Here is a 13709-nt window from a genome sequence, read left to right as displayed (position 1 = left end):
GGGCGTGGCCGCGCCGGCGATCGCGCCCACGCCCGGCGTCGTCGCGATCGCCGGCGCATCAACATCGGCCTCATCGGCATGACGTTCATCCTGTCGATCTTCGCGGGACGGCTGATCCAGATGCAGGGCCTCGACTCCAAGGTGTACGAGGCCGCCGCCGTCGGCCAGCGCCTGCACAAGGTGGAGATCCCGGCCAAGCGCGGCGCCATCACCGACGTCAACGGCCACAACCTGGCCGTCACGATCGAGGCCAGAGAGATCTCCGTCGACCCCAGCAAGATCACCCCAGAGACCCGCGCCAAGGTGGCCGCGACGCTGGCCGGCGAGCTCGGCAAGCCCGAGCAGGAGATCGCCGCCAAGCTGGCCAGGGTCGACACCCGCTACCAGCTGCTGGCCAGAGACGTCGACCCGGTCGTGGCCGGCCGCCTGCTCAAGGCCCGCGTGCCCGCGCTGAGCGCCAAGAAGACCTACCGCAGGCTCTACCCGGCCGGAGACCTGGCCGGCAGCCTGATCGGGTTCGTCGGCGACGACGGCGACGGCCTGGGCGGCATGGAGCAGGCCAGGAACACGCTGCTGGCCGGCCGCGACGGCGAGCAGCGCGTCGAGACCGGCCGCGACGGCCAGCGCATCCCGATGACCAGCAGCCAGCGCACCGAGCCGATGAACGGCCAGGACGTGCGGCTCACCATCGACCGCGACATCCAGTGGGCGGCCCAGAGGTCCATCGCCGACCAGGTGGCCGCCTCCGGCGCGAGCAGCGGCACGGTCATCGTCATGGACGTCAAGACCGCCCAGATCATCGCCATGGCCAACGCCCCCGAGCTCGACCTGAACAACTGGCGCAAGGCCCCGGAGAACGCCTACGTGAACAAGGCCGCGGCCGACGTGTTCGAGCCGGGCAGCACCAACAAGGTGATCACCGCGGCCGCCGCGCTGGAGGCCGGGCTGGTGAACGCCGATACGGTGTTCAAGGTGCCCGACAACATCAAGTGCGCCGACCGGGTGCTGCGCGACGCGCATCCGCACAAGGTCGAGACGATGACGTTCCGCCAGGCGATGGCCAAGTCGAGCAACGTGGCCACGGTCATGGCCGCGCGCAAGGTGGGCAGCGAGCGCCTCTACCAGACGCTCAAGGGCTTCGGTTTCGGCAGCGTGCCCGGCGGCGGCGTGCCGAGCGCCGAGGCCGGGCTGCTGCCCGACTACCGCAAGTGGTCGGGCAGCCAGAGCTGCACGGTCGCCTACGGGCAGGGCGTTTCCGTCACCGCGCTGCAGATGGCCAGCGTCTACCAGACGATCGCCAACGGCGGCGTCAAGGTCGAGCCGCAGATCGTCGCGGGCACGACCGACCAGACCGGCAGGTTCGTCCCGGCTCCCCCCGGTAAGCAGACCAAGGTGGTGAGCGAGACGACTGCCAAGGAGATCACGACCATGCTGGAGAGCGCGGTGAGCGCCGAGGGCACCGGGTTGCTGGCGGCCATCCCCGGTTACCGGGTGGCGGGCAAGACGGGCACGGCCGACAGGTACGACGCCGAGCTGGGCCGCTACGACGGCTACACGGCCTCGTTCGTCGGCTTCACGCCGGCCGACGCGCCCCGGCTGGTGGTGCTGTCGGTGCTGCAGAACCCCAAGAACGGCCATTTCGGCGGGCAGTTGGCGGCCCCCGTGTTCAAGGATGTGATGACGTTCGCCATCAAGAGCAAGAAGATTCCGCCCACAGGCTCCGCCGCCGCTCCGGTGCGTACGCGCGCCGGAGAGTGACCAGGGAAGGTACGCTCTCGCCGTGCGTCCCCCGTCGTCTATGCGTCCAACGAACAGTCCGCCCCGTCCGCTGACCGGGCTGGCGACCATGCTCGACGCCGATTCCGGCACGTCGCGGTCGCCTCATGCCGCCTTGACCGGCGTCACCATCAACTCGCGCCACGTCAGGCGCGGAGATCTCTACGTGGCGCTGCCCGGCAGCCGCGTCCACGGCGCCACGTTCGCCGCGGACGCGATGGCCCAGGGCGCCGTCGCGATACTCACCGACCCGGCCGGCCGCGACGCGGCCGTGGCCACGGGTCTGCCGGTGCTGATCGTGCCCGATCCGCGCGGCCTGCTCGGCCAGATCTCCTCCTGGGTCTACGGCCAGCCGGCCCACGACGTGCAGTTGCTCGGCGTCACCGGCACCAGCGGCAAGTCGACCACCACGTTCATGCTGGAGGCCGGGCTGCGCGCGGCCGGGCACCGGGCCGGGCTGGTCGGCGGGGTCGAGATCCACGTCGGCGACCTGCGCTACGAGTCCACGCTGACCACCCCGGAGGCCTCGGAGCTGCACGGCCTGTTCGCGCTCATGCGCGAGGAGGGCGTCAGCGCGGCCGTCATGGAGGTCTCCAGCCACGCGCTGGCGCTCGGCCGGGTCGACGGCCTGTTCTACGACGTGGCCCTGTTCACCAACCTGTCGCAGGACCACCTCGACTTCCACAAGGATCTCGACGACTACTTCCACACGAAGGTCAAACTTTTCCAGCCGGAGCTGAGTCGTACCGGTGTGACGAACATCGACGATCGTTACGGCCGCGAGCTGCTCGACCTGGCCAAGGTGCCGATGACCACGTTCTCGGCGCTGGGCGACCCCGAGGCGGAGTGGCGCGCGCTCGACACGCGGCTCGGCGCCGACGGCAGCGCCTTCCTGGTGGCCGGCCCGGGCGGGGTCGAGGCCGAGGCGCGCATCTCGCTGCCCGGCCCGTTCAACGTCGCCAACGCGCTGGGCGCGATCGTCTGCCTGGTCGAGGCCGGCGTGCCGCTGCAGACCGCGGTGCGTGGCGTCGGCACGCTCGCCGGGGTGCCCGGCCGGATGCAGCGCATCACGGCCGCGGGCGACGAGTTCCAGGCCGTCGTCGACTACTCGCACAAACCGGGCGCGGTGGAGTCGGTGCTGCGTTCGCTGCGCGCCGTCACCGAGGGCACGCTGACGATCGTGCTCGGCTGCGGCGGCGACCGCGACACCGGCAAACGCCCCATCATGGGCGAGATCTCAGCCGAGCTGGCCGATGTGGCGATTTTCACCAGTGACAATCCCCGTTCCGAGGATCCGCTCGCCATCCTGGCCGCGATGATGGAAGGAGCGCTCCGCGTTCCCCAGCACGACCGTGCTCATGTGATCATTGAGCCCGACCGCGCGGCCGCGATCGACCTGGCCGTGCGGCGGGCCGGCCCCGGCGACGTGATCGTCGTGGCGGGCAAGGGCCACGAGCAGGGCCAGTACGTCTCAGGCGAAGTGATCCCGTTCGACGACCGCGAGGTGGTCGCCGAAGCGATCCACGCACGCAAGGAAAGCAGGAAGCACGCATGATCCCGTTGCCTCTGGCCAGGATCGCCGAGATCACCTCGGGCGCCCTGTCGGGCATGGCCGACCCCCGCGCGGTGGTGCGCGGGCCCGTCGTGATCGACTCGCGGGCCGTCGAACCGGGATCCCTGTTCGTCGCCTTCAAGGGCGCGCGGGCCGACGGCCACGACTTCGCCGCCCAGGCGATGCGGGCCGGCGCGGTCGCCGTGCTGGCCACCCGCCCGGTCGAGGCGCCCGCGGTGATCGTGCCGGACGTCACCGCCGCGCTGGCCGAGCTGGCCACCGCGCAGGCCGCCGCGCTGCCCAGGGTGACCACGATCGGCGTCACCGGCTCGGCCGGCAAGACCAGCACGAAAGACCTGCTGGCCAGGCTCACCGCCAGGGTCGGCCCCACGGTCGCGCCGGCCGGCAGCTTCAACAACGAGATCGGCCACCCGCTGACCGTGCTGAAGGCCGACGTCGACACCCGCTTCATGGTGCTGGAGCTGAGCGCGCGCAACATCGGCCACATCCACTACCTCACGCGCATCGCGCCGCCGCAGATCGGCGTGGTGCTCAACGTCGGCACCGCGCACCTGGGCGTGTTCGGCGGCAAGGAGGCCATCGCCAAGGCCAAGGGCGAGCTGGTCGAGGCGCTGCCGCGCACCGGCGTGGCGGTGCTCAACGCCGACGACCCGCTGGTGCGCGACATGGCCGAGCGCACCGAGGCCCGCGTCACGTTCTTCGGCCGCGGCGAGGAGTCCGCCATCCGCGCCGAGGGCGTCACCGTCGACCCGCGCGGGCGCGCCTCGTTCACGCTGCGCACGCCCTCGGGCGCCGCGCCGGTCTCGCTCAAGCTGTACGGCGCGCACGCCGTCGACAACGCGCTGGCCGCCGCCGCGGCCGCCTACGAGCTCGGCCTGCCGGTCGCCACGATCGCCGAGGAGCTGTCCGAGGCCGCGCCGCGCAGCCGCTGGCGCATGGAGGTCACCGACCGGCCCGACGGCGTCACGGTCATCAACGACGCCTACAACGCCAACCCCGACTCGATGCGCGCCGCCTTCGACTCCCTCGCCGTGCTCGGCCAGGGCCGGCGCCGGTTCGCGGTCATCGCCTCGCTGCTGGAGCTGGGCGACGACGGGCCCGCGCTCAACGCCGAGGTGGGCCGCATGGCCGGCGCCGCGGGGCTGGCCGGGCTCGTGGTGGCCGGTCCCGACGCCGGGCACATGCTCGACGGCGCCCGCCAGACCGGCCAGAGCACCAGGATCGTGCACGTCCCCGACGCCGCAGCGGCCGCCGCCGAGCTGGCGCCCCACCTGCGCTCCGGCGACGTCGTGCTGATCAAGGGCCCCCGCGCCATGGGGCTCGAACGGACCGCCGAGCTGCTGCTCGGGGGTGCCGCCCAGTGACCAACATCATCATCGCCGGTGCGGTGGGCCTGATCCTCTCGATGCTGGGCACCCCGCTGGCGATCCGGCTGTTCTCGCGGCGCGGCTACGGCCAGGAGATCCGCGAGGAAGGCCCGTCCGGCCACCACGGCAAGCGCGGCACCCCCACCATGGGCGGCACCGTGATCGTGCTGGCCTCGCTGTTCGCCTACGGCGCCTCACACCTGGCCACGTTCGAGCAGCCCACGGTGTCGGGCGCGCTCGTGCTGTTCCTCATGACGGGCCTGGGCGCGGTCGGCTTCCTGGACGACTTCATCAAGATCTACAAGCAGCGCAGCCTGGGCCTGCGGTCCGGCGCCAAGGCGCTGGGCCAGCTCGTCATCGGCGCGATCTTCGCGGTGCTGGTGGTGCGCGAGCCGAACATCTACGGCATCACCCCGGCCGAGCCCCGGCTGTCGTTCCTGCGCGACTTCGGCCCGCCGTCGATCGGCCTGCTGGGCTTCACCATCTGGGTGCTCATCATGATCGTCGGGTTCTCCAACGCGGTGAACCTGACCGACGGTCTCGACGGCCTGGCCAGCGGCGCCACCGGCGTGGTGCTCGGCGCGTACGTGCTGATCGGCAACTGGCAGCTGCGCAACAACTGCATCGACCAGCTCGGCCCCAACTGCTACTGGGTGCGCGACCCGCTCGACCTGGCCGTGGTCGCCGCGGCCGTGCTGGGCGCGCTGGTCGGCTTCCTGTGGTGGAACGCCCCGCCCGCCAAGATCTTCATGGGCGACACCGGGTCGCTGGCCCTGGGCGGCGTGCTGGCCGGCCTGGCCATCGCCACCCGCACCCAGCTGCTGCTGATCATCCTGGCCGGCCTGTGCGTCATGATCACGCTGTCGGTGATCATCCAGGTCGGGTTCTTCAAGATGACGCGTAAACGGGTGTTCAGAATGGCGCCGCTGCAGCACCACTTCGAGCTGAAGGGCTGGGCGGAGACCACGATCGTGGTCCGCTTCTGGCTGATCGCCGGCCTGTGCGCGGCGGTCGGGCTCGGCCTGTTCTACGTCGAGTGGATGCCTTGATGCCTCAGGTGAGCGTGACGTGCGTGGCCGGGCTCGGCGTGTCCGGCACCGCGGTGGCGAAGGTGCTGGCCGGGCGCGGCGAACGCGTGGTCGTCGTCGAGGCCGTGGCGGGCGAGCGGCAGCTGGCCGCCGCGGCCGAGCTGGCCCGCGTCGGCGTCGAGACCAGGTTCGGCGCGATGGAGCTGCCCGAAGGCGTCACCCGGCTGGTCACCACCGGCTGGGCGCCGCACCACCCGCTGATCGCCGCCGCGCTCGCCCGGGGCGTCGAGGTCGTGGGCGAGGTGGAGCTGGCCTGGCGGCTGCGTCCGCCGCAGGCCGCCCCCTGGCTGGCGCTGACCGGCACCAACGGCAAGACCACCGCGGTACGCATGCTCACCTCGATCCTGCTGGCCGCCGGGCGCAAGGCGCTGGCCGTCGGCAACGTCGGCGTGCCGGTGGTGCGGGCCGTCGGCGAGCCGTACGACGTGCTGGCGGTCGAGCTGTCGAGCTTCCAGCTGCACTGGTCGAGCACGCTGGCCCCGCACGCCGCGGCGGTGCTCAACGTGGCGCCCGACCACCTCGACTGGCACGGCTCGATGGCCGAGTACGCCGCCGCCAAGGGCCGTATCTACGAACGCGCCGGCACGGTGATCTTCAACGCCGACGACCCCGAGTCGGCCAGGCTGGCCGAGGGCCACCCGGGCGCCGTCGGGTTCACCCTGCGCGTGCCCAGGAGCGGCCAGCTCGGCGTGGTCGAGGACCTGCTGGTGGACCGCGCGTTCGTGGCCGACCCGGTCGAGGCGGCCGAGGAGCTGGCCACGCTGGCCGACATCAGGCCGCTCGCGCCGCACAACGTGGCCAACGCGCTGGCCGCCGCCGCGCTGGCCCGCTCGTTCGGCGTGCCGGCCGAGTCGGTACGCCAGGGGCTGCGCGACTTCGTGCCCGACCCGCACCGCATGTCCCACGTCGACCGGGTCGGCGAGGTCGACTACGTCGACGACTCCAAGGCCACCAACCCGCACGCCGCGGAAGCCGCCCTGGCCTCCTACCCGTCCATCGTGTGGGTGGCCGGGGGTCAGCTCAAGGGCGCCGACGTCGGCGAGCTGGTGCGGCGCTCGGCCCGGCGGCTGCGCGGATGCGTGCTGCTCGGCGCCGACCGGGCCAGGATCGCCGAAGCTCTCGCGCGACACGCGCCGAATGTCCCCGTCGTGGACATCCCGGACCAAGACACTGGTGTGATGGACCGCGTCGTCACCGAAGCCGCGAGGCTGGCCTCCCCTGGGGACACCGTGTTGCTCTCCCCGGCCGGGGCCTCGCTCGACATGTTCCCCGGCTACCCGGCACGAGGGGAGGCCTTCGCGCGTGCCGTACACGAGCTGAGGCGACGTGAGCGCGAGCACTGAGGAGCAGGCGCGGCCGAGCGTCACCGTCCGGCCGGCCGGCTTCTTCCGCGAGCAGCTGGCCGCGCTCAAGGACCTGCTCGGCAAGCCGCTCACCACCTACTACCTGATCATCGGGTGCAGCTCGCTGCTGCTCGCGCTCGGGCTCATGATGGTGCTCTCGGCCTCCAGCATCGAGGCGCTGCACAAGACCGGCAGCCCGTTCTCGTGGTTCATCAAGCAGTCGCTGTCGGCCGCGCTGGGCCTGCTCGTCATGTACGTGTGCGCCCGGCTGCCGCGCAAGTTCTTCCGCTGGGCCGGCTACCCGCTGATGGCGCTGTCGATCCTGGCGCTGGTCATGGTGCTGTTCATCGGCGCCGAGGAACTGGGCGCGCAGCGGTGGATCTACGTCGGGCCGTTCACGCTGCAGCCGTCGGAGCCGGCCAAGCTGGCGCTCGCGCTGTGGGGCGCCGACCTGCTCGGCCGGCGGGCCAGGCAGGGCCGCATCGAGTGGCGGCAACTGCTGATCCCGCTCATGCCCGGCGTGGCGGTCCTGGCCGTCATGGTCATGCTCGGCCGCGACCTGGGCACCACGCTCGTGCTGCTGATGATCTTCCTGTCGCTGCTGTGGGTGGTGGGGGCGCCGATCAAGATGTTCGGCGGCATCCTGTCGCTGGCCGTGCTGGCCGCGGTCATCATGATCATTGTGGAGCCGTACCGGATGGCCCGCGTCGAGTGCTTCCTCGACCCCTGGTCCGATCCGCAGAACTGCGGCTACCAGGCGGTGCAGGGGCAGATCGCGATGGGCTCAGGCGGCTGGTTCGGGCTCGGGCTGGGCAGCAGCAGGGCCAAGTGGAGCTGGCTGCCGCACGGCGAGAGCGACTTCATCTTCGCCATCCTCGGTGAGGAGCTCGGTCTCATGGGCACGTTGCTGGTGGTGGCGCTGTTCGGGTTGCTCGGCTACGCCGGGCTGCGGGTGGCCGCGCGCGTCAACGACGCCTTCATCAGGCTCGCCGCGGCCGCCATCGTGGCCTGGATCGTCGGCCAGGCGATCGTGAACATGGGGGCCGTCCTGGGCGTCCTGCCCATCACCGGCATCCCGCTGCCCCTGGTCTCCTACGGGGGATCGTCGCTGTTGCCCACGCTCGCGGCGCTGGGCATGCTGCTGTCGTTCGCCAAGCGCGAGCCTGGAGCCCGCGAAGCTCTGGCGGCTCGTGGCCCCGGACCGGCGGCCCGGGCTCTAAGCTGGCTTGGCCTGGGGGGTACCAACAGAGGCCGAGTTAGACGTTAGGGAGTGACCGAGATGAGGGTGGTCCTCGCCGGTGGCGGGACGGCCGGGCACATCGAGCCCGCGCTGGCCCTGGCGGACGCGCTGCGCCATCTTGACGGCGGCGTCGGCATCACCTGCGTGGGCACGGAACGCGGGCTGGAGACGCGGCTCGTGCCCGCCAGGGGCTACGAGCTGGAGCTGGTGCCCGCCGTGCCGTTGCCCAGGTCGATCACTCCGAGCCTGCTGACCGTGCCCGGCCGGCTGGCCGGCGCGATCAACGCGGTCGTCGCGATACTCGACCGGGTCAGGGCCGACGTCCTGGTGGGCTTCGGCGGCTACGTCGCCACGCCCGCCTACCTGGCGGCCAAGCGGCGCGGCCTGCCGATCGTGGTGCACGAGGCCAACCCGCGTCCCGGCCTGGCCAACCGGCTGGGCGCCAGGCTCACCGACCACGTCTACAGCGGCTATCCCGACGCCGCGCTGCCCAAGGCCGAGTTCATCGGCACGCCGCTGCGCCGCGAGATCGTCACGCTCGACCGGCTGTCCATGGGCGACAAGGCCCGCTCCTGGTTCGGGCTGGAGAACGACCGGCCCACCCTGCTGGTGTTCGGCGGCTCGCAGGGCGCCAGGTCGATCAACCAGGCCGCGCTTGCCGCCGCCCCGGCGCTGCGGGCCGCGGGCGTGCAGGTGCTGCACGTGCTCGGGCCCAAGAACACCGTCGAGGTCGAGCCGCCGCCCGGCGACCCGCAGTACGTGCTGCTGCCGTACGTCGACCGGATGGACCTCGCCTACGCCGCCGCCGACCTGGCCCTGTGCCGCAGCGGCGCGCTGACCTGCGCCGAGCTGACCGCGGTCGGGCTGCCCGCCGCGTACGCGCCGCTGCCGCACGGCAACGGCGAGCAGCGCATCAACGCCGAGCGCATCGCCCGCGGCGGCGGCGGCCTGCTGGTCGACGACTCCGAACTGTCACCCGATTGGATCATTCGCAACGTGCTGCCCATCCTCCGCGACCCCGAGCGCGTCGCCGTCATGTCGGAGGCCGCGTCCAGGCTGGGGCGTAAGGACGCCGATATCATGCTCGCCAGGAAAGTGTTGGAGATAGCCCGATGAGTCTCGTCAAGCTGGTCGATCCCGTCGCCGCGGAAGAACTGGGCCGCGTGCACTTCATCGGCATCGGCGGCGCCGGCATGTCGGGCATCGCGCGCGTCCTGCTCAAGCGGGGCGTGCGGGTGTCCGGGAGCGACGCGCGCAGCTCCGACCTCGTCACCGAGCTGCGCGAGCTGGGCGCCACCGTGCACATCGGGCACGCCGCCTCCCACATCAGAGACGTCGACACCGTGGTCGTCTCCACCGCCATCCGCGACTCCAACCCCGAGCTGGGCGAGGCGCTCAAGCAGGGGCTGCGGGTCATCCCGCGGGCCGCGGCGCTGGCCTCGGTCATGGCCGGGCGCACCGGCGTGGCCATCGCCGGCACCCACGGCAAGACCACCACCACCTCGATGCTCACCGTGGCGCTGCAGAAGTGCGGCGCCGACCCGTCCTACTGCGTGGGCGGCCAGCTCGTCACCACCGGCCTGGGCGCCGACGAGGGCTCGGGCACCGTGTTCGTGGCCGAGGCCGACGAGAGCGACGGCTCCTTCCTCATGCTCGCCCCCGACATCGCGGTGGTGACCAACGTCGAGGCCGACCACCTCGACAACTACGGCGACCCGCGCGCCGTGCACGACAGCTTCGCCCGCTTCGCCGACAGGATCGGCTCGCTGCTCATCGCGTGCGCCGACGACCCGGGCGCGGCCGAGGTGGCCAGGCTGGCGCGCTCGCGCGGGCTGGCGGTCAAGACCTACGGCCTGGCCGGCGACGACTACCGGGTCACCGGCGTGCGTCCCGACGGTTTCGGCACCGTGTTCGCCATCGAGGGCATGGGCGAGGTGCGGCTGGCCGTCCCCGGGGCGCACAACGCGCTCAACGCCACCGCGGTGATCGCCGTGGCCGACGCGCTGGGCCTGCCGTTCGAGGAGATCAGAGCGGGCCTGGGGGCCTTCACCGGGGCCAAGCGGCGCTTCGAGGCCAAGGGCGAGGCCGGCGGGGTGGCCGTGTTCGACAGCTACGCGCACCACCCGACCGAGCTGGCCGCCGACCTGCGTGCCGCGCGCGACGTGGTGGCCTCCTACTCGGGCACCGGGCGGGTCATCGCGATCTTCCAGCCGCACCTGTACTCGCGCACCAGGTTCTTCGCCGACGAGTTCGGCGAAGCGCTGGGGCTGGCCGACGAGGCGATCGTGCTCGACGTCTACGGCGCGCGCGAAGACCCCGAGCCCGGGGTGTCCGGGGCCATGGTGGCCGGCCGGGTGAAGCTGCCCGCCGAGCGGGTGGTCTACGCGCCCGACCGGGCGGCGGTGCCCGGCCTGGTGGCCGAGCGGGCGCGGCCCGGCGACATCGTGCTGACGATGGGCGCGGGAGACGTCACCGAGCTGGGTCCGCAGATCGTCGCCCGACTCGGATAGCCTCCCTGGCGCGTCGCCGGGTGTCGCGGGTCCGCGCGGCGTAGGTTCGGTGCCGGACAAGTGCAGGGAGGGCGATGAAGGCGCGTACGGCGTTCCTGGTGCTGCTCACCGCGGGAGTGGTGGGCACGGCGGCCTGGCTGGTGTTCTTCTCGCCGGTGCTCGGCGTCCGGTCGATCGAGATCGTGGGAAATCTCACAGTTCCCAGCGAGCGCATCAAGCAGCAGGCGGCGGTGGCCGACCTGCATCCGCTGGCCACCGTCGACCTCGCCGGCGTGCAGAACCGCGTCCTGGGCATCAGGCAGCTCGCCGACGCCAAGGTCGACCGGGTCTGGCCGGGCACGCTCAAGATCCAGGTCGTCGAACGGGAGCCGATCGCCGCGCTCCAGGTCGGCGGCAAGGTGGCGATCATCGACAAGCAGGCCGTGGTGATCGAGCTCAAGGACACCCTGCCGCCGCTGCTGCCGGTGCTGAAGGTCGACAGGCCGGCCGCGAACGATCCGGTCACCATGGCCGCGCTCCAGGTCATCCAGGCGGTGCCGGGCACGGTGTCGGCGAAGGTGCGCGAGGTGCGTGCCACGTCGGCCGAGGCGGTGTCGCTCGAACTGTCCGACGGGCGCACGATCGTCTGGGGCGGCCCCGACCGGCCGCAGGAGAAGGCGCGCATCCTCACCGAGCTGCTGCGCCGCAAGGCGGCCGTCTACGACGTCAGCTCACCGGACGTGGTGACGCTCAGGTGAGGTCGCTCGGCGGCGGGCCACCGAAGATCGTTCGGCGGGCAAGTCATGGGCAACTCCATGGCTCAGCCTGTGCGAGGCGGGGGCCGGGCCGTGAGAGCCTGTAACCCGGGTGTGTGGCGGAGGACGGCCTCGACCAGGCGTGACTTCGGAGCGAAACGGACAGCCCGCGACACGCCGGACGTGCTTGCGGCGCGGTTAGTTGACCCGCCTGGTGGGGGACTCCTACTGTCCGTATCAATCCTCAGGTTGACATAAATCTAAATCTCAACTTGAGGTTGAGAGTTAACCGAAGTAAAGAGAACGCGGAGACGATCCGCACCGAAATGGCAAGTCAACGAGCGGAAAGGCCCCTCGTCGTGGCAGCACCGCAGAACTACCTCGCGGTCATCAAGGTCGTCGGCATCGGCGGCGGCGGAGTGAACGCCGTCAACCGGATGATCGAAGAGGGACTCAAGGGCGTTGAGTTCATCGCGATAAACACCGACGCCCAGGCGCTGCTGATGAGTGACGCCGATGTGAAACTCGACGTGGGCCGTGAGCTCACGCGCGGACTGGGCGCGGGCGCCAACCCCGACGTGGGGCGCAAGGCGGCCGAAGACCACCGCGAGGAGATCGAGGAGGTGCTCAAGGGCGCCGACATGGTCTTCGTCACCGCCGGTGAGGGCGGTGGCACGGGCACGGGCGGCGCGCCGGTCGTGGCCAACATCGCGCGTTCGCTCGGCGCGCTGACGATCGGCGTGGTCACCCGGCCGTTCAGCTTCGAGGGCCGCCGTCGCGCCTCCCAGGCCGAGGCGGGCATCGAGACGCTGCGCGACGAGGTCGACACCCTGATCGTGATCCCCAACGACCGGCTGCTGTCGATCTCCGACCGCCAGGTGAGCGTGCTCGACGCGTTCAAGGCGGCCGACCAGGTGCTGCTGTCGGGTGTCCAGGGCATCACCGACCTGATCACCACCCCCGGTCTGATCAACCTCGACTTCGCCGACGTCAAGTCGGTCATGTCGGGCGCCGGCTCGGCCCTCATGGGCATCGGCCACGCGCGCGGCGACGACAGGTCCGTCGCCGCCGCCGAGATGGCCGTCTCCAGCCCGCTGCTGGAGGCCAGCATCGACGGCGCGCACGGCGTGCTGCTGTCGATCGCGGGCGGCTCCGACCTCGGCCTGTTCGAGATCAACGAGGCGGCGCAACTGGTGTCGATGGCCGCCGCGCCCGACGCCAACATCATCTTCGGCACGGTCATCGACGACGCGCTCGGCGACGAGGTCCGCGTCACCGTGATCGCGGCCGGGTTCGACGACGTGCCGCCGCCGGTCGAGAAGCCGCGCCCGGCCAGCCGTCCGGCCGCCTCCGCGCCGTCGGCGCCGCCGGTCTCCTCGCCGGTGCGGCCCAGCGTCGCGGCGCCGAGCGTCAAGCCCGAGCCGGTCTCGCGCCCCGAGCTGCGGCCCGAGCGCGCCGAGTCGCGCCAGGACTTCCGCTCGGACACGCGTTCCGACTTCCGCTCCGACGCGCGTGCCGAGCCCAGGCAGGAGTCCCGCCAGGACTCCCACGCCGATTCCCGGCACGACTCGCAGCACGGTTCGCAGCACGGCTCCCAGCACGGTGCGCAGCACAACTCCAGGCACGACGACTTCCGCACCGGCGAGCACCGCCCCGAGTTCAGGAGCGAGCCGCGGCCGGAGCCGCGCCCTGAGCACCGTCCCGAGCCTTCGCGGCCCGAGCCGGTGCGGCCGGTCGAGCCCGTGCCCGCGGCCCCCGAGCCCGCGCACGCCGCGGAAACGGCCGGGGACGAGCCGTCGAGCCCCGTCTCGATCCCTCGGCCCACTCCGGAGCCTCCCAACCCGCCCACGCCCATCACCTCCCGCATGCCGGTCACTCCCAAACGTCCGGTCATCTTCGAGGAGCCGGAAGAGGAGCTCGACGTCCCCGACTTCCTCAAGTGACCCCGCCGCCCTCCGCCGCTCCCCGCAGGCGTGCGGGAGCGGCGCCGTCGCGTGTGAGGACGGGTGTGGAGGTGCGGGAACGCCGGGCGTCCCCCGGGAAGGGGGACGTCCACGCACATGGTCAGCAGAGAGGAA

Annotated in this window: 10 protein-coding genes; all 10 read left to right on the top strand. The window is 71.9% G+C overall.

All coding sequences use genetic code 11. From position 1 onward, the window contains the following. The first annotated feature begins 78 nt into the window (after nt 1-78). Nucleotides 79-1758 carry a peptidoglycan D,D-transpeptidase FtsI family protein gene (locus tag HII36_RS32695; protein ID WP_173527153.1) on the top strand — a complete coding sequence of 560 codons (1680 nt, stop codon included), beginning with the start codon at nt 79-81 and terminating at the stop codon, nt 1756-1758. A 40-nt stretch (nt 1759-1798) separates the two neighbouring features. Continuing rightward, nucleotides 1799-3331 carry a UDP-N-acetylmuramoyl-L-alanyl-D-glutamate--2,6-diaminopimelate ligase gene (locus HII36_RS32690; RefSeq protein WP_173527152.1) on the top strand — a complete coding sequence of 511 codons (1533 nt, stop codon included), beginning with the start codon at nt 1799-1801 and terminating at the stop codon, nt 3329-3331. Further along, on the top strand, nt 3328-4713 hold the full coding sequence (locus tag HII36_RS32685) for a UDP-N-acetylmuramoyl-tripeptide--D-alanyl-D-alanine ligase (protein WP_173527151.1): 1386 nt from the start codon (nt 3328-3330) through the stop codon (nt 4711-4713). The genes HII36_RS32690 and HII36_RS32685 overlap by 4 nt, the downstream gene beginning before the upstream one ends. Next, nucleotides 4710-5765 (top strand): phospho-N-acetylmuramoyl-pentapeptide-transferase, encoded by a 1056-nt coding sequence (gene mraY, locus HII36_RS32680; RefSeq protein ID WP_173527150.1) that lies wholly within the window; start codon nt 4710-4712, stop codon nt 5763-5765. Before HII36_RS32685 ends, mraY begins: the two co-directional genes overlap by 4 nt. Then, on the top strand, nt 5765-7147 hold the full coding sequence (gene murD / locus HII36_RS32675; RefSeq protein ID WP_173527149.1) for a UDP-N-acetylmuramoyl-L-alanine--D-glutamate ligase: 1383 nt from the start codon (nt 5765-5767) through the stop codon (nt 7145-7147). Before mraY ends, murD begins: the two co-directional genes overlap by 1 nt. Further along, entirely contained in the window at nt 7131-8414 is a 1284-nt protein-coding gene (gene ftsW / locus HII36_RS32670; protein ID WP_173527148.1) for a putative lipid II flippase FtsW, read from the top strand. The genes murD and ftsW overlap by 17 nt, the downstream gene beginning before the upstream one ends. Before the next feature lie 12 nt (nt 8415-8426). Continuing rightward, complete coding sequence (gene murG, locus HII36_RS32665; RefSeq protein ID WP_173527147.1) at nt 8427-9503, top strand: undecaprenyldiphospho-muramoylpentapeptide beta-N-acetylglucosaminyltransferase; 1077 nt, start codon at nt 8427-8429, stop codon at nt 9501-9503. Continuing rightward, on the top strand, nt 9500-10897 hold the full coding sequence (gene murC, locus HII36_RS32660; RefSeq protein ID WP_173527146.1) for a UDP-N-acetylmuramate--L-alanine ligase: 1398 nt from the start codon (nt 9500-9502) through the stop codon (nt 10895-10897). Before murG ends, murC begins: the two co-directional genes overlap by 4 nt. 74 nt (nt 10898-10971) lie before the next feature. Further along, nucleotides 10972-11634, top strand: coding sequence for a cell division protein FtsQ/DivIB (locus HII36_RS32655; protein ID WP_173527145.1), 663 nt, complete (start codon nt 10972-10974; stop codon nt 11632-11634). 356 nt (nt 11635-11990) lie between these two features. Next, nucleotides 11991-13574 carry a cell division protein FtsZ gene (gene ftsZ / locus HII36_RS32650; protein ID WP_173527144.1) on the top strand — a complete coding sequence of 528 codons (1584 nt, stop codon included), beginning with the start codon at nt 11991-11993 and terminating at the stop codon, nt 13572-13574. Nucleotides 13575-13709 lie beyond the last annotated feature (135 nt).

Origin of the sequence: Nonomuraea antri (genome assembly GCF_013283785.1) — a bacterium.
In the GTDB taxonomy this organism is placed as follows: Bacteria; Actinomycetota; Actinomycetes; order Streptosporangiales; family Streptosporangiaceae; genus Nonomuraea; species Nonomuraea antri.
Note: the sequence above shows the minus strand (reverse complement) of the source record. Positions and strands in the feature narration are given on the sequence as shown.

Excerpts from the sequence above, each read along its gene's own strand:
- HII36_RS32695 (WP_173527153.1), top strand. The coding sequence starts at position 79 with ATGACGTTCATCCTGTCGATCTTCGCGGGACGGCTGATCCAGATGCAG.
- HII36_RS32690 (WP_173527152.1), top strand. The coding sequence starts at position 1,799 with ATGCGTCCAACGAACAGTCCGCCCCGTCCGCTGACCGGGCTGGCGACC.
- HII36_RS32685 (WP_173527151.1), top strand. The coding sequence starts at position 3,328 with ATGATCCCGTTGCCTCTGGCCAGGATCGCCGAGATCACCTCGGGCGCC.
- murD (WP_173527149.1), top strand. The coding sequence starts at position 5,765 with ATGCCTCAGGTGAGCGTGACGTGCGTGGCCGGGCTCGGCGTGTCCGGC.
- murG (WP_173527147.1), top strand. The coding sequence starts at position 8,427 with ATGAGGGTGGTCCTCGCCGGTGGCGGGACGGCCGGGCACATCGAGCCC.
- murC (WP_173527146.1), top strand. The coding sequence starts at position 9,500 with ATGAGTCTCGTCAAGCTGGTCGATCCCGTCGCCGCGGAAGAACTGGGC.
- HII36_RS32655 (WP_173527145.1), top strand. The coding sequence starts at position 10,972 with ATGAAGGCGCGTACGGCGTTCCTGGTGCTGCTCACCGCGGGAGTGGTG.